Source organism: Paraburkholderia edwinii (genome assembly GCF_019428685.1).
Lineage (GTDB): Bacteria > Pseudomonadota > Gammaproteobacteria > Burkholderiales > Burkholderiaceae > Paraburkholderia > Paraburkholderia edwinii.
The window spans coordinates 496,260-515,360 of sequence record NZ_CP080095.1 but is presented as its reverse complement, the minus strand read 5'-3'; the positions used below and the strand labels follow the sequence as shown (position 1 = coordinate 515,360).

Sequence of the window (19,101 nt, the reverse complement as noted above, 5' to 3'; positions counted from 1 at the left end):
ACAAGGAATCGAGATGGGCCACGAAGAGTTCATGTCCCAGGAGGAGGTCGATGCCCTCCTGAAAGGCGTCACTGGCGAGCACGACGAGAAGTCCGATCAGTCTGACCGTGCGGGCGTGCGCCCGTACAACATCGCGACGCAGGAACGGATTGTCCGCGGCCGGATGCCCGGCCTCGAAATCATCAACGAGCGCTTCGCGCGCCTGATGCGCGTCGGCATCTTCAACTTCATGCGGCGCACGGCGGAGATTTCAGTTGGCCCGGTGAAGGTGCAGAAGTACAGCGAGTTCACACGCAACCTGCCGATTCCAACGAACCTGAACCTCGTGCACGTGAAGCCGCTGCGCGGCACGTCGCTGTTCGTGTTCGATCCGAACCTCGTGTTTTTCGTGGTCGACAATCTGTTCGGCGGCGACGGGCGCTTCCACACGCGCGTCGAAGGCCGCGATTTCACGCAGACCGAGCAGCGCATCATCAGCAAGCTGTTGAGCCTCGTGTTCGAGCACTACACGACCGCATGGAAGAGCGTGCGCCCGCTGCAGTTCGAATTCGTGCGCTCGGAAATGCATACGCAGTTCGCGAACGTCGCGACGCCGAACGAAGTGGTCGTCGTCACGCAGTTCTCGATCGAGTTCGGGCCGACCGGCGGCACGCTGCACATCTGCATGCCGTATTCGATGATCGAGCCGATTCGCGACGTGCTGTCTTCGCCGATTCAGGGCGAGGCGCTCGAAGTGGACCGCCGCTGGGTGCGCGTGCTGTCGCAGCAGGTGCAGGCCGCCGAGGTCGAGCTGACCGCCGACCTCGCGCAGATCCCGATCACCTTCGAGAAGATCCTGAACATGAAGGCGGGCGACGTGCTGCCGATCAACATCCCCGAGTTCATCACCGCCAAGGTGGATGGCGTGCCGGTGATGGAATGCGGTTACGGAATTTTCAATGGTCAATACGCGCTGCGGGTCCTGAAGATGATCAGCGCCGCGGAAACGATGAAGGAAGGCGGATATGAGTGATCTGAACGGGACCCCTACCCCGACCCCCAACGCAGCACCCGCAATGCCGCTGCCGGAAATCGCTCCGGAAGCGGAAGTAGCGGGTCAGGCGGCAGGCGACGCAACCGACGAAGCCGCGCTCGACGATTGGGCGGCCGCGCTGGCCGAACAGAACGGCAATGACGTGGCGCCCGCCGCGGCGGCAGGCGTGTTTCAGCCGCTGTCGAAGGTCACGTCGACCGCGACGCGCAACGATATCGACATGATCCTGGACATCCCTGTCCAGATGACGGTCGAGCTCGGCCGCACGAAGATCGCGATCCGTAACCTGCTGCAGCTCGCGCAGGGCTCGGTCGTCGAACTCGACGGTCTCGCCGGCGAACCGATGGACGTGCTCGTCAACGGTTGCCTGATTGCACAGGGCGAAGTCGTGGTGGTCAACGACAAGTTCGGTATCCGTTTGACCGACATCATCACGCCGTCCGAGCGGATCCGGAAGCTGAACCGATGAAACCCGCAGTGCTCGCGATGCGGCTTGCTCCGTTCGCAGCCTTTTCGCTTTTTGTTCCGTTGCCCGTATGGGCGGCGGATCTCAATGCAGTCAACCACGCTGCGCAGATCGCCTCGGGCGTCGGCGCGGGATCCGCGGTACCGGCGCTGGGTGTGGGTGCGCTGCTGCAAACCATCGTCGGACTGGCCGTCGTTATCGGGCTCGTGTTCGGCTGTGCCTGGCTTGCGCGCCGGCTCGGCCTGCAGCCGGGACAACGCAGCGGGCTCGTGAAAACGGTCGGCGGCACGTCGCTCGGCGGCAAGGAACGCGTCGCGGTTGTCGAAATCGGCGACCAGTGGCTCGTGCTCGGCGCGGCGCCCGGCAATGTGCGGCTGCTGTATGCGATGCCGGCCGGCTCGACTGGCGCCGGCCACGCGGGGTCCGGCCACACCGGCTCCGGTTCCAGCGACGGCGACTTCGGCGCGCCTTCCACGGACGGCCACCACTCCACTTCCGCAGCCGGCAGCGGCCTGCCCGGCACCTTCGGCCAGCGCTTTCGCGAGGCGCTGAAAAGCGAAGCGGCGAAACGTCTACAGCGACACAGCGGCGGAGATCGATAGATGGAAGTGCTTCGTTCCGCGATGCGCCACGACGGCGCGGCCCGCGCATTGACCTCGCTCATGCAGCTTCGCTCGTCGGTCCGGCTTCGGCATCTGGTGGCGCTGCTGCTGCCGGCGCTGATACTGGCGCTCCCGTCCCTTTCCTTCGCGCAGGTAGCAGGGCTGCCGGCGCTGAACGCCACGCCGGGCCCGAACGGCAGCACGACGTATTCGCTGAGCGTGCAGACGATGCTCGTGCTCACGATGCTGTCGTTCCTGCCGGCGATGGTGCTGATGATGACGAGCTTCACGCGCATCATCATCGTGCTGTCGCTGCTGCGCCAGGCGATGGGCACGACGACCACGCCGCCCAACCAGGTGCTGGTCGGCCTCGCGCTGTTTTTGACGCTGTTCGTGATGTCGCCGGTGCTCGACAAGGCCTATAACGACGGCTACAAGCCGTTTTCCGCAGGCACGATTTCGATGGACGATGCCGTCCAGCGCGGCGTCGCACCGTTCAAGACCTTCATGTTGCGGCAGACGCGCGAAACCGATCTCGCGCTGTTCGCGAAGATCGCGCACACGCCGCCGATGCAGGGGCCCGAAGACGTGCCGCTGTCGCTGCTCGTGCCGTCGTTCGTCACAAGCGAGTTGAAGACCGCGTTCCAGATCGGCTTCACGATCTACATTCCGTTCATCATCATCGACCTCGTCGTGGCGAGCGTGCTGATGTCGATGGGCATGATGATGGTGTCGCCGGTCACGATTTCGCTGCCGTTCAAGCTGATGCTGTTCGTCCTCGTCGACGGCTGGCAGCTGCTGATCGGCTCGCTTGCGCAAAGCTTCACGTAGCCCGCACACGCTTTTTCACCGGTTTCGACCGATATTCACCGGTATTTTCAACCGACGCAGGAGCACCACCGCGATGACGCCGGAAACCGTAATGACCCTCTCGCACGACGCGATGCGTGTCACGCTGCTACTTGCCGCGCCGCTTCTGTTCGTCGCCCTGATCGTCGGTCTGATCGTGAGCCTCTTTCAGGCCGCCACGCAGATCAACGAAAGCACGCTGACCTTTATTCCGAAACTCGCCGCAGTCGGCGTCACGCTCGTGATCGCCGGTCCGTGGATGCTGGAGACGATGATCGACTACATGCGTCAGGTGCTGATGAACATACCGAACGTCGCGAACTGAAAGAAGCGGAACGCGACGCGGCGCGTATGCCGCCGTTGCGCATGCCGCTCTTGCGCACGTATTCACGTATTAGCCGTCGCATTCGAATCCGACCGCCATGTTCACCGTCACCTATGCGCAGCTGAACGCGTGGCTTACCGCGTTTCTCTGGCCGTTCGTGCGCATTCTCGCGCTCGTGGCGAGCGCGCCGATTCTCGGTCATGCGTCGGTGCCGATTCGCGTGAAGGTCGGGCTCGCGGCATTTATCGCCGTGATCGTCGCGCCGACGCTTGGCGCCATGCCGCAAGTCACGGTGTTTTCGGCGGCCGGCACATGGATTCTCGTCAACCAGCTGCTGATCGGCCTCGCGCTCGGCTTCACGATGCAGATCGTGTTCGGCGCGGTCGAAACGGCCGGCGGCATTATCGGCCTTGGCATGGGCCTCGGTTTCGCGACACTGATCGACCCGCAATCGCACGGCTCGACCGATGTGGTGTCGATGCTGCTGAACATGATCGCGCTGCTCGCGTTCGTTGCGCTCGACGGTCACCTGCAGGTGATCAGCGCACTCGTCATGACGTTCCAGTCGGTGCCGGTGAGCGCGAACGTCCTGAGCGCGCCCGGCTGGCGCATGCTCGCCGAATGGGGCGCGACGCTGTTCGCGGGCGGCATGCTGATCGCGCTGCCGGTCGTCGCAGCGCTGCTGATCGCGAACCTGTGCCTCGGCATTCTGAACCGCGCGGCGCCGCAGATCGGTATCTTTCAGATCGGCTTTGCCGTCACGATGCTCGTCGGCCTGCTGCTGATCCAGCTGATGCTGCCGAATATGATTCCGCTGTTCGCGCGGATGATCGATAACGGGATCGAAGAAATGGGCCGCATCGCGCTTGCGTTGCGGCCCGCTTCATAGCCCGCTTCATAGCCCGTTTCGTGGCCCGTTTCGTGGCCCTTTTCCTGGCGTGTAGCGCGCCGGCGCTTACGGCTGGATGACCGAGAACAACGACAGCTTCTGAGTAGACGCAAACGTCGTCTCGGTCGCGCTCAGCATCGACTCCTGCAGCGTGAGCTGGCTGAACACCGTAGCCGGATCGGCCTGGATGATCGACGACAGAACCGTAGTGTTCTGCAGCGCCTCTTTCGTGTTGGCCTGACCGAGCGCGGTCACCTGCTGCTCGCGCCCCCCCACCGACGCGTGCACGGTGGCGACATTCGTCATCGTGTTGTCGATCTGCGTATGCGCGGTGTTGATCGCATTCTCGATGGTCGCCAGGGCGGCCGGATTGCCTTGCGCCGGGTTCTTCAACGCGGCAATTACCGAGTCGATCGTCTGGAACACGTCAGTGTTGCCCTGCGCGGCGGGCGTGACCGTGAACGAATCGCCGACCTGCGGCGTGCCCGTGATCGTCACGCTTTCGCCCCCGCTGAGGGTGATCGCCTGACCGTCCGTGTACGCTTGCGGCGTGCCGACCGCCGTAGGCGGGTTGGTCGACGTGTCGTTCACCTGATAGTCGAGCGCGCCCGTCGTCGGATCCGCGAGGAATGTGATCGAGTAAGGCGTGTTACTGCCCGCCGAGCCCGTCGTCGAAACCGACACTGCCCCGATTACGCCCGTGCCGGCGTTGGTCGACGCACCGGCCGCGACCGGGTCCGACAGACCGGGCAGCACGCTCAGGAACACGCTCGCGCCGTTGTCGGCAGTGGCCACCGAGGTCGTGCTCGAGATCTGGATCTGCCGCGTGCCCATGTCGCCGTTGTAGGTCACGCCGCCATTCGATGAGTTCGAAAACGGCGCGGTGCCGCCCTGGAAACCCGAGAACATGTAGTTGCCCAAGGGATCCTGGGTATTCGCGAGCGACATCAGCTGATCGCGCAGGCCCTGCAGCGCCTGCGCAGCCGCCTGCCGGTTGCTGTCATTGTCCGAGCCCGTGCCCAGCCCGTTCAGCTGGGTCAGGATGGCTTGCAGCGTCTGGGAGACGCCGCTCAACGTCGTGTCTTCCGATTGCAGCACGCTCGTCGCCGCACTCTGGTTCGACGCGAACTGCGCGAGTACCGAGCCAGCCGCCGACAGCTGCACGGCTTGCGCCGCCCCGAGCGGGTCGTCGGCGGCCGTCGCAACGCGGATCTGCGTCGAAGCCTGCTGCTGCAATTGCGCAAGCGTCGACTGCTGGTTATCCATGTTGTTGATGGTGTTCTGGTACATCGATGATGTAGAGATTCGCATGATTGACCCTTACCCAACTGCCTGCAGGAGCGTTGCGAAAAGCGACTGCGCGGTCTGAATGACCTTGCTGCACGCCTGGTACATTTGCTGGTCCTCGAGCAGGTTGGTCGCCTCTTCGTCGAGGTTCACGCCCGAGACCGACTGCTGCTGCGCCGTGATTTGCGCAAGCTTGCTGCCTGTCGCCGTCGCCATCGCATTGATGTTGCTCGCCGTATTGCCGATGTTGTTCACGAACGATGCGTAGCCGTTCGTCAGCGTCGTGCCGTCGAACACCGTGCTATTGCTAAGGTTCGACAGTGCCGTTGCGTTGCTTCCGTCCGCGGAACTCGCGGAGTTCGGAGCGATCGTGAACGTATCGTTATTGCCTGGCGTGCCCGACAGCGAGAACGAAATGCCGTTCGGCGACGTGTTCGGCGGCACGGCGTTAATGGTGTACGTATCGCCGTTGGCCGGATCGTACGGCACCGTGTCGGTGGTCGCATTGATCGTGACGGTTTGCTGCGGGTTGCCGAAGGTGACCTGCGTGCCCGGCGGGAAGCCGGACAGCGTCGGCGGATTCGTCGTGTTGTTGTACGTGAGCGTCATCGACGCCGTGATCGAGAAGCCCGCGCTGGCCGTCCCGATCTTGATGTTGCCGTTGCCGGTGTTCGCCGAACCGGGCGACGCGATCGCCGGCGACGACGCAGCGATCGCGCCGCCGTTGGATGACACGAACGTACTCGTGACGCCGAAGCTGTCGAGCGCGCCCTCGGTCGGCTGGATCGTGAACGAATCGCCGGCCGCCGGCGTGTTGGTGATCGTCATCGACACGCCGCCGATCGTGAGCGGATTGCCTGCGGTGGGCGGCGGCGAGGTGCCGAGCACCGCGCCCGTCGAGGCATTCGTGAGCGTGTAGTTGGTGCCGTCGAACGTGAGCTTCAGGTCGCCGACCGGCGGATTGGCCGGATCCGTGAGCGTTGCCGCGACCGACGCGTTGCCGGTGTTCTTCAGGTTCGCGATCACGTTCGGCGCGCCGACCTGGAAGAGCGGGCCGCCCGGCTTACCGGCCGAGTCGAGGCCGAGTGCGTTTTGTGCATTGACCTGCGCGGCGAAACTGGTCGCGAGCGCGCCGAGCTGCTGGGCCGCCGGATCGAGCGTCTGGCTGCGGAACTGCAGCGTGCCGCCAAGCGAACCGCCGGAGATCGACGTGTCGGGCAGAACCGTCGTGATGAACGAGCCGGGCTTCGTCGAATCGGGTTCCTGATAGGTCACCGCGAGTTCCGCCGGATTGCCCGGCGACGGCGTCGTGCCGAGCTGGTAGCTCTGGTTGCCCTGCACGAGCGCCATGCCGTTCGACAGTGTGACTGAATAGGAACCGTCGCTTCCCGACTGGACGTTCACGCCGACGAGCTGCGACAGCTGCATGACCGCCTGGTCGCGCGTATCGAGCAGCTGGTTTGGCGGCTGGCCTGCCGAGCCGGCTTGCGCGATCTGCGTGTTCAGCTGCGCGATCTGCTTCGTGAGGTTGTTGATCTGCGTGACCGTGCTCGACAAAGTCGTATTGAGACCTTGCCGCATCTGGTCGATCTGCTGCCCCATGTCGTTGATGTCGTTCGCCAGGGCCTGCGCGCTGTTGAGCACGGTTTGGCGCGTCGGACCATCGGTCGCCTTGCCCGACAGTGTCTGCAGGCTGCTGAAGAACGCGGTGATGTCCGCGCCAATCCCCGCGGTCGGACTGCCGATCTGATTGCTGAGGCTCGTGATCAGCGTCGAATACGAACTCAGCGACGAGGTTTGCGCCTGCGTGCCGGTGAGTTCGGTGAACAGCGTCGAACTGAACTGACGCTGGATCGTCACCGTGGTCACGCCGCCACCGATGAAGCCCGAACCCGTATTCATCCCGTTCGATTCGGCCGACAGCACGAGCTCGCGGTTGTAACCCGGCGTAGCCGCGTTGCTGATGTTATTTCCCGTCACCGACATGCCCAGCTGAGCGTTATTCAGTCCGCTCATGGCAATGCCGAATAGGTTTCCTCCTGACATGCGTGCTCCTGAAAGGCGGGTCAAGCGACGGCCGCCGATTGTGCGTGAACAAGCGGTATATCGGCGCCGAATGCCGGAAGTTTAGAAATTGCGCGGACTCAGAGCTCGCGAGTCGAACGACGTCGGCGCTGCAGTCGGCGGTCCATGTCGGACTTTGCCGACGCTGCATTATCGGCAGCGGGCGCGCAAGTCAAAACGCGGAGGAGACGGGGAATCGGGGCTTATATCGCGCGTGTGCGGGACGAAAGGCCATTCGGCTAGTAGCGAGGGACCGCGGGAACGGTTATACTCCTTGCAAGTAGATTATTCGGGGTTCCACAAGGACGTCTACCTACCGCCTGCTCCAGCAGGTTCCGGCCGTGCCGGTTAATCCTGGTTCTCCAGGCAAGCGTACCCGCGAAATACCGAGGCCCCTTCACGGGGCCTCACTCATTTCTGCCGCGAATTTCCGCTGTCTATCCCATCCTTATCAGTTTTGCCCAGGATCGCGAATCGGTTCTCCGCGCAGAATCTTGGCGGCCATGACAGCGAACTTGATTCGTCCGCGGCGGCTACGCGGAAGGCCGGGTTTTTTCTTGGCCGGGTCGCGAACGTAGGCGGCTTTTCGCGGACGCCGTGAATCGAAAACAGTTCGGCCAGATGGCCTAGGTCAAACGGTCGAATTGACTGCGCGGCATGCCGCCGCGCTTTTGCGTGTTACCCGGTTACTCAGGTTACTCCGATTACTTTTAAGCCCGCACGAGCGAGCGGCGCTTCATTTCGAGCTGTGTAATCAGACGCTGCAGCGTATTTTCCGCGCTGCCCGGCAACGACATGAAACGCAAACCAAGCAGGTAGCGCGTGCCACCGCCATGCGGCAACGGCGTCGCGCGCAACGACACGATCTGCAGATCGAGCGAAAGCGTGCCGCTGCCATTGAGGTTCACTTCGACATCGGGCAACACGGTGCTCAAAGGCAGCGTCGCCACGCGGTCGTCGTTCGTGCGCAACCCGATGCCGCCCAGCGAGAGATCGTGAATCTCGAAGCGGAACGAATCGCCTTCGGGCAGCTTGCCCGAGCAGTAGTACGGGTTGAGGATCGGCGTCTCGACGCGGAAATACTCGCGCCGCTGAATGTAGTACAGCACCTCGGGAAACGCCGCTTCGAATGCCGGACGGCCTTCGAACGAGGTTTCGCGCGGCGTGCCGGTGCCGAACTCGACGCGCACGCCTTCCGGCGCCGCGAGGAAATGGCAATGCGGCGCCGCGAGCAGGCCGCGGTTCTGCTCGGGCAGCGCGCCCCAGTCGAACACGAAGGTCTGCGTACGCACGTCGACGTCGAGGATACGCGTGACCAGCTGGCCGCCCTTGTACTGAACGGTCAAAAAGTCGCCACGGTTGAAGAGGTTGCGCAGCTGCACGCCGATTTCCAGCGGATTGCGGCGGCCGAAATGCTCGGTCGGTTCGACTTCATCCGTCTGTGCGGTCGACAGATTGGGTTCCATGATGGTCGTAGTCTCGCGATGCGAACCGCCGGCCCTCGCCAGCGAAACGCGTATTCTATGACCGCCTTGCCGGTGTCCTCCGGCAATCGATCTTTACGCTATAGCGGCAATTATCCCGCGAAGTTTAGAGTGCGACCGTAAATAAATTTCGCGCGCGCACATGCGCCGGTCGCAATTAGCGAACGGCGTCTCAGGAATTATGCGCAGCGCTTGAAGGAAAGAGCGTGGAGCGAGCGCCTTCAAAGCCGGTTCGCCGCATCAATCGAAGCCGATCGACGCGACGGGTTGAGTTCGCACTCAGCTCATCTGCTGCATGATCGACATCAGCTTGCGCGCGTAGTGCGGATCGGTTGCGTAGCCGGCGCGCTGCATGCCGGCCGCAAAGCCCGCCGCGCTCTTGCCGCGCGAAGCGGTCAGCACCGCGGCATAGCGCGGGTTGCTCTTCAGCATGCTCGCGTAGTCGCTCATCGCTTCCTGGTACGACCCGTACGAGCGGAACTTCTCGACCTTGCGCTGCGGCTGGCCGTTCACGTACTCGGTCGTGACGGTCGACACCGTGTCGCCGGTCCAGTCCTTCGTCGCCTTGATGCCGAATACATTGTGGCTCGTCGAGCCGTCCGGCTTCTTGATCTCGCTCTTGCCCCAGCCCGACTCGAGCGCGGCCTGACCGATGATGAAGCGCGCCGGGATGCCGGTTGCCGCGCTGGCGGCCTGCGCGGGCGCCGCGAGCTTGTCGACGAACGCGTCGACCTTTGGCGACTGGCCGTTGCCGCGCAACGGCGGCGTCAGCGCGTTATTGGCCGAATAGCCGCGGCCCGTCGTGAGCGCGCCGTTCGCGGCCGGATTCGCATAGGCGCGCGCGAGCGAGTTCAGCGTCGAAAGGGAACCCATGCCACCGCCCCCGATACCGCCCGTGCTCGCGTCACTGCCGTCGAGCGGGATATTGGCCTGACGCGCCAGCTGCTTGATCATCATGTCCGCGACGCCGATTCCCTTCGACGACATCTGCTGCGCCATCTGCTCGTCGAGCATCGACATGAACTGGTCGCCTTCCCGCGAATCGAGCGGGCCGTCGTGCGGCGTCGCCTCGCGCATGCTTTTCAGCATCATCTGCATGAACACCGCGTCGAACTGGCGCGCGGCGCTTTTCAAGGCGGTTTGCGGGGAGTTCTTCGCCTGCATGCGCAATGCGTCGAAGCCCTGCACGTCGAGTGCGAAGCGCTGGTCGAGATCGGCTGGCTTTGAGGAATCCGCGTTCATCGGTCGTGCTTCCTGCTTAGATGATTTCGAGGTCGGCGCGCAACGCGCCTGCGGCCTTCATGGCCTGCAAGATCGACATCAGGTCGGCCGGCGTCGCGCCGAGCGCGTTGAGCGCCTTCACCACGTCGGCGAGGTTCGCGCCCGCCGTCACATACTTGAGCGAGCCGTTGTCCTGCTTGAGCTGGATCTGCGACTGGCGCGCGGCGACCGTCTGCCCGTTCGAGAACGCATTGGGCTGGCTCACCACGGTCTGCGTATTGACGACGACCGACAGATTGCCGTGCGCAACCGCGCAGCTATCGAGCGTGACCATCTGGTTCATCACGATCGAGCCGGTGCGCGCGTTCAGAATGACCTTCGCGGCGGCCTTCGCCGGCTTGATCTCGAGGTTCTGCAACTGCGCGAGGAACGACACCTGCGATCCCGGATCGCTTGGCGCGTGCAACTGGATCGTGCGGCCGTCGAGCGCGGTCGCGGTGCCCGGACCAAACGCATTGTTGACAGTCGCGACAATCTTCTGCGCGTTGTCGTAGTCCATGTCGTTCAGGTTCATTTCCATCATGCCGCCAGCCTGCGCGACATTGACGGGCAACGAGCGCTCGACGATCGCGCCGTCCGTAATACGGCCGGCCGCGAGCTGGTTCACCTGCACACGGCTGCCGTTCGCGCTTGCGCCCGCGCCGCCGACCGCGAGGTTGCCCTGCGCGAGCGCGTAGACCGAGCCGTCCGCGCCTTTCATCGGCGTGAGCAGCAGCGTGCCGCCGCGCAGGCTCTTCGCATTGCCGAGCGACGACACGGTCACGTCGATCGGTTCGCCGGGCCGCGCGAACGGCGGCAGTGTCGCCGTTACCATCACCGCGGCGACGTTCTTCAGCTGCAGGTTCGAGAGCGGCGATACGCCACCGTTGGTCGCGCCGGCCTGCTGGTTGTTGATGCCGATGCCGAGGTTCGCGAGCATGTTCGCAAGCGTCTGCGTCGTGAACGGCGTTTGCGTGGTCTGGTCGCCGGTGCCGTCGAGGCCGACGACGAGACCGTAGCCGATCAGCGGGTTGTCGCGCACGCCGAGGATCGAGACGAGATCCTTGAGCCGCTCCGCATGCGCGGGCTGCAGCGATGCGGCGACGAGCGTGAACACCGCCACGGCAAAAAACGCGGCGCGGGTCAAAGCGTGACGAAGAGTCGAGGCGTTCATCGTCATCACCACGGCGAGATATTGAGGAAGAGGCGCTGCAACCAGCCCATCTGCTCGGCTTCGTCGATATAGCCCTTCGCCGAGTATTCGATCTTCGCGTCGGCCACTTCCGTCGAGAACACCGAGTTGTCGCCCGCCACCGTATTCGGGTTCACGACGCCCGAAAAGCGCACCCACTCGTTGCCCTGATTGATCAGCATCTGCTTCTGGCCGCTCACGATCAGATTGCCGTTCGGCAGCACGTTCGTCACCGTGACCGTGATCACGCCGTTGAACGTATTCGACGCATTCGCGCCGCCGGTCGCGGCGAACTGATTCTGTCCGTTCGCGGCAACGTTCGCCTTGTTGAGGAGGCCCGCCAGGACGTTCGCCTGCGTCACCGCGACGGTCGTGCTGCCGTTGCGGTTCGCGTTCGCGCCGGACTGCTTGGTCGCGTTGATATTTTCGGCGATGACGATGGTCAGGATGTCCCCGACGTTGCGCGGACGCTGGTCTTCGAACAGCGGATGACCCGCCGTGCCCGGATTGAAGATCGACCCGGGCGCCTGCAGTTGCGGCGGAACGGGCGGCACCGCACTCATCGGCTGCTGCACAATCGGTTCTTTCGGCACGAGCGCGCAGCCGGCGAGCGCGCCTGCCAGCGCCCCCGCCACCGCGAGCCGCAGCGCCGCATGCGTGGCGCTGGTGCGAACCATGAATCTGATGAGCTGCGACATCTTCGTAACCGCCTGCTGGATAACCACCTGTTCGATGCGACGACGTACGTTCAAACCTGCATCTGACTGAGCGTCTGCAGCATCTGATCGGACGTGGTCACGGCCTTGCTGTTGATTTCATACGCGCGCTGGGTCTGGATCATGTTGACCAGCTCCTGCACGACGTTGACGTTCGACGTTTCGACAAACCCCTGTTGCAGCGAACCGATGCCGTTCAGGCTCGGCTGACCGACGTTCGGCGCGCCCGACGACTGCGTTTCCTGGAACAGGTTCTGACCGATCGAGTCGAGACCCGTCGGGTTGATGAACGTCGCGAGCTGGATCGAGCCGATGTTCACGGAATTCGTCGAGTTGCCCTGGGTGATCGACACGGTGCCGTCCTGGCCGATCGTCAGATTCGTCGCGTTCTGCGGAACCGTGATCGCGGGCTGCAACGGGAAGCCGCTCGAGGTGACGAGCCGGCCCTGCTGGTCGGTCTGGAACGAACCGTCGCGCGAGTAGGCGATCGTGCCGTCCGGCATCTGCACCTGGAAGAAGCCGTTGCCGTTGATCGCCACGTCCTTCGAGTTGCCGGTCTGCGTCAGGTTGCCCTGCGTGTACAGACGCTCGGTCGCGACCTGCTGCACGCCGGTACCGACCTGGCTGCCCGACGGCAGCTCGGTGTTTTGCGTCGAGTTGGCGCCCGGCTGACGCAGCGTCTGGTAAATCAGATCCTCGAACACGGCGCGCGAACCCTTGAAGCCATTCGTGCTCACGTTCGCGAGGTTGTTCGAAATCACGTCCATCTGCGCCTGCTGCGCGTTCATGCCGGTTGCGGCGATGAAGAGGGAACGGTTCACGGTCTTATTCTCCTGGTGTCACACCATGTGTTTCAGAGGGCTAGCCCGCTGGAGGCCGGCTGCCTCAGCTGAAACTCAGCAACTGATTGGCCGACTGCTCGTTCTGGTCGGCGGTCTGCAACATCTTCGTCTGCATCTGGAACTGACGGGCGTTCGTGATCATCGAGACCATCGCGGCGACCGGGTTCACATTGCTGCCTTCGAGCGAGTCCGAGACGATCTGTACATTCGGATCCTGATCGGCGGGATTACCGTCGGCCGTGCGGAAAAGTCCATCGTCGCCGCGCGACATCGTGTTCGGATCCGGGTTCACGAGCTTGATCTGGTCGACCAGCGCGATCGCGTTCGGCGGGTCGCCGGCGGCAATCACCGACACGCTGCCGTCCTTGCCGATCGTCACCTGCGCCTGCGGCGGCACGGCAATCGGGCCGCCGTTGCCGATCACCGGCAGGTTGCTCGCGGTGACGAGCTGGCCGTTCTCGTCGACGTGCAGGTTGCCGCCGCGCGTGTACGCCTCATTGCCATCCGGCGTCTGCACGGCGATCCAGCCCTGGCCCTGAATCGCGATGTCGAGCGGGTTGCCGGTCTGCGAGATCGGACCCGGCGTGTAGTCGGAGCCCGGCGTCGCCGACAGCACGAAGGTGCGCGTCGTCACGTCGTTGACCTGCGAGCCGTCGCCGAAGCTCATCGGCACGGAACGGAAGTTCGCGAGCTGCGCGCGAAAACCCGTGGTCGACGCGTTGGCGAGGTTGTTGGCGACGACGGCCTGCTGGTCGAGCGCCTGCGTGGCGCCCGTCATCGCGGTGTAGATCAGTCGGTCCATGACTAGCTCGTGTCCTCTTCAGGATTCGCGCGGCAGCTTGCGTTGCCGCGTTACAGATTGATCAGCGTCTGGTCGATCGTCTGCTGCGTCTTGATCGTCTGCGCGTTCGCCTGATAGTTGCGTTGCGCGGTGATCAGATCGACGAGCGAGCCGGTCAGGTCGACGTTCGACGATTCGACCGCGCTACCCTGGATCGAGCCGAGGTTCGACGAGCCCGGCACGCCGACTTGCGGATCGCCCGATTCGCTGGTCTGCCCGAACTGGTTGTTGCCGAGGTTCTGCAGGCCGTTCGGGTTCGTGAAGTTGGCGATCAGCACCTGGCCGAGCACCGCGGTACGGCCGTCGCTGTACGAGCCCGTGATCGTGCCGTCATCGCCGATCGAGAAGGTCGCGAGCTGCGAGGTGCCGAAGCCGTTCTGCGTCGGCGCCGACGTCACGGTGCTGCCCGCGCTGCCGCCGCCGAACTGCGTCGTGCCGGACAGGTCGATCGTGAGGTTCTGGACCGCGGAACCGTCGGTCGGGTTGATCGTCAACGGGAATTGGCCGGCCGGCGTAATCGGAGCACCGCCCGCATCAGTCGCCGAGACCAGCTTGCCCGACGAATCGAACGTCATCGTGCCCATCTGTGCGACGTTGCCCGTCGGACCGCCGAACACGTCCCATTCGCCCGGGTTCGCGCCCTTCACGAAGTACATGTTGACCTTGGTTTCCCCGCCCAGCGAGTCGAACACGTTCTCCGACGTCGAGAAGTTGAAGGTGCTCGTATCGGTCGGATCGAACGGCGTGGCGGTCGGCGCCGTTGCAGCGGCGTCCAGGTTGAGACCGAACGTCACGTTGGTGGTCGCGACCGGCGGCAACAGGCTCGCATTCGGAATCTGGATCGGCACCACCGCGCCCGCCTGCAGCTGGCCCTGCGTGTTCGCCTCGAAGCCCATCAGCTTGTTGCCTTCGGCGTCGACGATAAAGCCGTTCTTGTCCGTCACGAACTGGCCGTTACGCGAGTACGTCACCGTGCCGTTCGGGTTCTGCATCTGGAAGAAACCGTTGCCGTTGATCGCCATGTTCGTCGCGACGTCGGTCGTCGTGACCTGGCCTTGCGAGAAATCCTGCTGCACGCCGGCAAGACGCGTACCGATACCGATCTGGTTGTTCACCGCGGTCGCGATCGAGTTCGCGTACAGGTCGGCGAACACCGCCGTGCTCTGCTTGAAGCCGACCGTTTGCGCGTTGGCGATGTTGTTGCCGACCACATCGAGGTCGTTCGACGCGGCCGCCAGACCGCTCAAGGCTGATTGGTAACTCATGTTGCGCTCCGTATCGAATGCTTAAAGGAAGGCCGACGCGCCGCCGTTCAGCGGGATGGTCTGGCCGTTCGACAATGTGAGACCCGGTGTGCCGTCCGCCTGCTGAACGACGCTGATGATCGTGATGCCGGTCAGCGTGACCGGCGCGTTCTTGCCGGTGGCCGCGCCGCCCGCGTCCGCTACCTGGAACGTGTAGTTGCCGGCCGGCAGCGGGTTGCCGTTGTTGTCGACCGGCGTCCAGCTCGGCACCGGAATAACGCCCGCAGGCTGCTGGCCGAGATCGATCGTGCGCACCACGACGCCTTGCGCGTTCGTGACCTGCAGCTGCAGGTCCGTTGCCGGCGCGCTCAGCTTGATACCGAACGGCGACGCACCCACCGTGTCGCTTGCCGAGCCGTCCGAGTTCGGCAGCGCGGCGACCGTGAACGTATTGCCCGGTATGAGCGCGTTGCGCCCGATCAGCGACGATGCCTGGCCGGCTTCGCTGGCCGACAGTTGCGCAGACAACGAACCGAGCGACTGGTTGAGCTGCGCGATGCCGCTCACCGTGTCGATCTGCGCGAGCTGCGACGTCATCTGCGAGCTGTCCATCGGCGCGGTCGGATCCTGATTCTGCAACTGCGTGACAAGCAGCTTCAGGAACGTCTGCTGCAGATCGGACGCCGACGTGCCCGCGTTCGGGCCCATCGTGTCGGTCGGCGAGTTCGTCTGATTGGTGCCGTTGCTTCCAATTGGCGTGCTCAAGAAAATCTCCTCAGTTTTCTGGTCACGAACCAATCGTCAGCGTTTTCAGCATCAGATTTTTTGCGGTGTTCAGCGTCTCGATGTTCGCCTGATACGAGCGCGACGCCGAGATCATGTTCACCATCTCCTGCACCGGATCGACGTTCGGAGCGGTCACATAGCCGTCCGCGTTGGCGGCCGGATTGCTCGGGTCGTACGTCGTCTTCATCGGCGTCGGATCGTCGACCACGCCTGTCACCTGCACGCCGCCGACCTGCTGGCCCGACGCGGAGCGCGCGCCGCCGAGCGGATCGACTGCGAACACCACCTGTTTCGCGCGATACGGCTTGCCGTCCGGACCGGTCGTGCTGTCCGCGTTCGCCAGATTCGACGCGGTGACGTTCAGGCGCTGCGATTCCGCAGTCAGCGCCGAACCCGCCACCTTGAAGATGTTCATTAATGACATGGTCTTCCGACCTCCTTCATTGGTCCCGTAGCGTTTAATGAGTGCTGCTGTCTGGCTGGTTATGCCGGTATGTTCTGTTAGCTGCCCGGTTGGCTGCCCTGTTTGCTGCCGGGTTAGCTACCTGAGGTAATCGCGCCCAGCAATCCCTTGATCTGCGACGACACGAGCGTCATGCCCGATTCCAGATGCAGCGTGTTGTCGGCGAACTGCACGCGCTCCGAGTCGAGGTCGACCGTGTTGCCGTCGAGCGCGGCCTGCGCGGGAATCCGGTACTTCAACTGACCGTAGTCTTCGACCGGACCGCCGGTCGGAATCAGCCTTGCCTTGCCCGCCATATGGCCGGGCTCGGTCGTCGCGAGCGTCATGCCGCTCGTCACGCCGGCCGGTTGCGCCATCTGGAGCCGCGAGGCGCCCGAACCCGCGCCCGAATCGCCGCCGGCTTTGCGCAACGCGCCCGCGAGCGACGACGAGAAGTTGATGTCGCGCGCCTTGTAGTTCGGCGTATCGGCGTTCGCAATGTTCGACGACAGCACTTCCTGCCGGTACGCGCGCACGTCGAGCGCTTCCTTGTTGAACGCAAAATCGTTATCGAGCCTGTCAAGCATCGGGCATCTCTCCGTATGAACGGTCCGCAGCCATATTCGCCTGCCGCCCTTGCGCATCCTTGCCGCGGCACGTGTCCGGCAACGGTGAAAGCAATCCGCAAAGGCTTTTTCGCATGGACTGCATCTTAGGGGCGCGATGCAAGGGCCAATTGAACGAATAGCCGGGGAAGGCCCCCTCTATTCAACGTTTGCGCTGGGAGGCCGCTCCCTAGAATGCGTCCTGTACCGTTCAGTACCTGCGGGCCGTCGCGGCTCGCGCGTTCGTCCCTGATTCTGGAGAGTTGCCATGGCCCTGCCCGCTTCTGCTGCCCTGCCCGGCGTGTCTCGCGCCGCGCGGCTGCACAGCGCGGCGCGGCTGCGCTTGCACGCATCGCATGTATGGCGCGCCATGCGTGTGTCGTCGGTTGCGGCGTTGCTCGGCGTGGCGTTGCCGGGCGCGAGTTTGCCGGTCGCATTGATCGCAGCCGGCGCGATGCCGGCGCTTGCCTACGCGCAGGCCAACGGCGGCCCGATCGTGATCCCCGGCCCCGGCGAAAAGAATCCCGCCGATGCGCAAGCGCTCGTCGCGCGCATGGGCACGGCCGGTCGTCCCACGCAGCCGACTTCGGCAGCGCTTGCCGCGCTGCGTCCGACACGGGCCGCACAGCGCGCCGCCAACGCGGAGAACGGCGAGATCGTGATTCCCGGAACCGGCGAGCCGGGCGCGCACACGGCGGCCGGCGCCTATGCCGCGAACGCAACCAGCGGCACCGTGACGAGCGGCCGTGTCATGACCGCCGGCGCGCTGCCCGGTGTGCCGGTGACGCTGCAACCCGTGACCGTGCAGCAGCCGGCGCAAGGCGTGGCGCCGGTGGTCGTCAGCAATGCGCAAGCGCGCTACAGCGTGCCCGCTTCCGATATTCGCGCGGCCGATGCGGCCGATGCATCGGCGCCGGTTCAGATCGACCCGCTTTCGGCGCGCGGCGAGCCGCCGCAGCTCGGCGGCCCCGGCGGCACCGCGGCGGTCAGGACGCAGGCGACGAATGCACAGCCGATGAATGTCGCGACGGGTGCGCCGATAACTGTCGCGCAAGCGAACGCGGCGCAGATCAAGGCCGCCCAGCAATGGGCGGCGCAGGCCGCACAGTCGCAGCCCGCGTCGGCAGGACAAGCCGGCTCGAACGCGCAAGCCATGCGGCAGGTCACCGCGACGGCAGCGGCACAAGCGGCACAAGCGGCGGCATCGGCGCGGACGGCTGCGCAATCGACGGCGCCGGCGATGACCGCGCAAGCCACTGCACCGGCGCCCCAGCGTCTCGCCCAGTCCGCACAAGCCGCACAAGCCGCCCAATTGCAACCCGTGCGTTACACCCCGCGCGCCGGCGTGGCCGGCGGCACCGTTCCGGCCGTCGCCACGATCAACGCCGGCGGCGCCAACGCGCTTGCCGCGAGCACGCCCAACGCAGCCCCGGTGCCGGCCGGCCAGCAGGACGGCGAAACGATCCGCGCCACCGCGTTCACGTTCCTGCAGCAGCAAACGGCCGGACTGCCCGGCAAGATCACGATTACCGTCGCTCCCGCCTTCCCGCGCGGCCTCGCGGCCTGCACGTCGCTCGAGCCGTTCATGCCGGTCGGTGCGCGCTTGTGGGGACGCACATCGGTCGGCGTGCGTTGCGCGGGCGCGCGCCCGTGGACGCTCTATCTGCAGGCGCGCATCTCGCTGCAGGCGACCTACTACACGGCCTCGCGGCAGATCGCGCCGGGCGAGACGTTGACCGCCGCCGATCTCGTCGCCCACGAAGGCGATCTGGCGACCTTGCCGCAAACGGTGATCACCGATCCGTCGCAGGCGGTCGGCGCGGTCGCGCTCGTGCGCATCGGCGCCGGGCTGCCGCTGCGTCAGGACACGATCCGCGGCACGTCGTCGATCACAGCCGGGCAAACGGTGCGCGTTGTCGCGGCGGGCGAGGGATTCTCGATTTCGGCGGAAGGCAGCGCGATGAACAACGCGACGCCGGGCCAGCAGGTGCGGGTCAAGACCACGAACGGCCAGATCGTGACCGGCGTGGTGAAGGACGGTTCGACCGTCGAGATCCAGATGTAGATGGCCGTGCGGGCGGTTACCGCGCGACGCGAACGGGTTTCAGATACGGAAAAGGTGACGGAAGACCGGGAAACGGCGGGCTTTGATTGCGCTAAAGTTTCGGCCGGCG

Annotated in this window: 19 protein-coding genes; 7 read left to right on the top strand and 12 right to left on the bottom strand. The window is 64.6% G+C overall.

The genetic code is table 11. The features are described from left to right. The first annotated feature begins 13 nt into the window (after positions 1-13). The 6 genes from fliM to fliR all read left to right on the top strand — a co-directional run bounded on the left by fliM (position 14) and on the right by fliR (position 4,164). Positions 14-1,012: a flagellar motor switch protein FliM gene (gene fliM / locus KZJ38_RS02190; protein WP_219798589.1), complete on the top strand. Its 999-nt coding sequence runs from the start codon at positions 14-16 to the stop codon at positions 1,010-1,012. Further along, positions 1,005-1,502: a flagellar motor switch protein FliN gene (gene fliN, locus KZJ38_RS02185; protein WP_425518296.1), complete on the top strand. Its 498-nt coding sequence runs from the start codon at positions 1,005-1,007 to the stop codon at positions 1,500-1,502. Before fliM ends, fliN begins: the two co-directional genes overlap by 8 nt. After that, positions 1,499-2,101 (top strand): flagellar biosynthetic protein FliO, encoded by a 603-nt coding sequence (gene fliO / locus KZJ38_RS02180; protein ID WP_219798588.1) that lies wholly within the window; start codon positions 1,499-1,501, stop codon positions 2,099-2,101. The genes fliN and fliO overlap by 4 nt, the downstream gene beginning before the upstream one ends. Before the next feature lie 60 nt (positions 2,102-2,161). Then, a complete protein-coding gene (gene fliP / locus KZJ38_RS02175) occupies positions 2,162-2,932 on the top strand; it encodes a flagellar type III secretion system pore protein FliP (RefSeq protein ID WP_219800075.1) in 771 nt (256 codons plus the stop codon). A gap of 73 nt (positions 2,933-3,005) precedes the next feature. Then, the gene (gene fliQ / locus KZJ38_RS02170; protein WP_219798587.1) at positions 3,006-3,275 is read left to right on the top strand and encodes a flagellar biosynthesis protein FliQ; all 270 of its coding nucleotides are present in this window, start codon (positions 3,006-3,008) and stop codon (positions 3,273-3,275) included. 97 nt (positions 3,276-3,372) lie between these two features. Beyond that, a complete protein-coding gene (fliR, locus tag KZJ38_RS02165) occupies positions 3,373-4,164 on the top strand; it encodes a flagellar biosynthetic protein FliR (RefSeq protein ID WP_219798586.1) in 792 nt (263 codons plus the stop codon). A 66-nt stretch (positions 4,165-4,230) separates the two neighbouring features. Here the strand turns inward: fliR and flgL are convergent, their stop codons facing one another. From flgL to flgB, 12 genes are all read right to left on the bottom strand, one after another. Continuing rightward, complete coding sequence (gene flgL, locus KZJ38_RS02160) at positions 4,231-5,475, bottom strand: flagellar hook-associated protein FlgL (protein ID WP_219798585.1); 1,245 nt, start codon at positions 5,473-5,475, stop codon at positions 4,231-4,233. Positions 5,476-5,484: 9 nt separating this feature from the next. Next, on the bottom strand, positions 5,485-7,497 hold the full coding sequence (gene flgK, locus KZJ38_RS02155) for a flagellar hook-associated protein FlgK (RefSeq protein WP_219798584.1): 2,013 nt from the start codon (positions 7,495-7,497) through the stop codon (positions 5,485-5,487). 728 nt (positions 7,498-8,225) lie between these two features. Next, positions 8,226-8,981: a flagellar brake protein gene (locus tag KZJ38_RS02150; RefSeq protein WP_219798583.1), complete on the bottom strand. Its 756-nt coding sequence runs from the start codon at positions 8,979-8,981 to the stop codon at positions 8,226-8,228. Positions 8,982-9,278: 297 nt separating this feature from the next. Further along, entirely contained in the window at positions 9,279-10,241 is a 963-nt protein-coding gene (flgJ, locus tag KZJ38_RS02145) for a flagellar assembly peptidoglycan hydrolase FlgJ (protein ID WP_219798582.1), read from the bottom strand. A 16-nt stretch (positions 10,242-10,257) separates the two neighbouring features. Further along, complete coding sequence (locus KZJ38_RS02140) at positions 10,258-11,439, bottom strand: flagellar basal body P-ring protein FlgI (protein ID WP_425518295.1); 1,182 nt, start codon at positions 11,437-11,439, stop codon at positions 10,258-10,260. Then, positions 11,439-12,128, bottom strand: coding sequence for a flagellar basal body L-ring protein FlgH (gene flgH, locus KZJ38_RS02135; RefSeq protein ID WP_425518344.1), 690 nt, complete (start codon positions 12,126-12,128; stop codon positions 11,439-11,441). Before flgH ends, KZJ38_RS02140 begins: the two co-directional genes overlap by 1 nt. 71 nt (positions 12,129-12,199) lie before the next feature. Further along, on the bottom strand, positions 12,200-12,988 hold the full coding sequence (flgG, locus tag KZJ38_RS02130; RefSeq protein ID WP_219798580.1) for a flagellar basal-body rod protein FlgG: 789 nt from the start codon (positions 12,986-12,988) through the stop codon (positions 12,200-12,202). Between the two features lie 64 nt (positions 12,989-13,052). Then, the gene (gene flgF / locus KZJ38_RS02125) at positions 13,053-13,811 is read right to left on the bottom strand and encodes a flagellar basal-body rod protein FlgF (RefSeq protein ID WP_219798579.1); all 759 of its coding nucleotides are present in this window, start codon (positions 13,809-13,811) and stop codon (positions 13,053-13,055) included. A 50-nt stretch (positions 13,812-13,861) separates the two neighbouring features. After that, a complete protein-coding gene (flgE, locus tag KZJ38_RS02120) occupies positions 13,862-15,115 on the bottom strand; it encodes a flagellar hook protein FlgE (RefSeq protein WP_219798578.1) in 1,254 nt (417 codons plus the stop codon). A gap of 21 nt (positions 15,116-15,136) precedes the next feature. Next, positions 15,137-15,802, bottom strand: coding sequence for a flagellar hook assembly protein FlgD (locus tag KZJ38_RS02115; RefSeq protein WP_219800073.1), 666 nt, complete (start codon positions 15,800-15,802; stop codon positions 15,137-15,139). A 79-nt stretch (positions 15,803-15,881) separates the two neighbouring features. Continuing rightward, positions 15,882-16,304 carry a flagellar basal body rod protein FlgC gene (flgC, locus tag KZJ38_RS02110; protein WP_246641615.1) on the bottom strand — a complete coding sequence of 141 codons (423 nt, stop codon included), beginning with the start codon at positions 16,302-16,304 and terminating at the stop codon, positions 15,882-15,884. A gap of 113 nt (positions 16,305-16,417) precedes the next feature. After that, positions 16,418-16,909, bottom strand: coding sequence for a flagellar basal body rod protein FlgB (gene flgB, locus KZJ38_RS02105; RefSeq protein WP_219798577.1), 492 nt, complete (start codon positions 16,907-16,909; stop codon positions 16,418-16,420). 571 nt (positions 16,910-17,480) lie between these two features. On the opposite strand from flgB, the gene flgA reads away from it, so the two are divergent. Continuing rightward, positions 17,481-18,992 (top strand): flagellar basal body P-ring formation chaperone FlgA, encoded by a 1,512-nt coding sequence (gene flgA / locus KZJ38_RS02100; RefSeq protein WP_425518343.1) that lies wholly within the window; start codon positions 17,481-17,483, stop codon positions 18,990-18,992. The last annotated feature ends 109 nt before the right edge of the window (positions 18,993-19,101 follow it).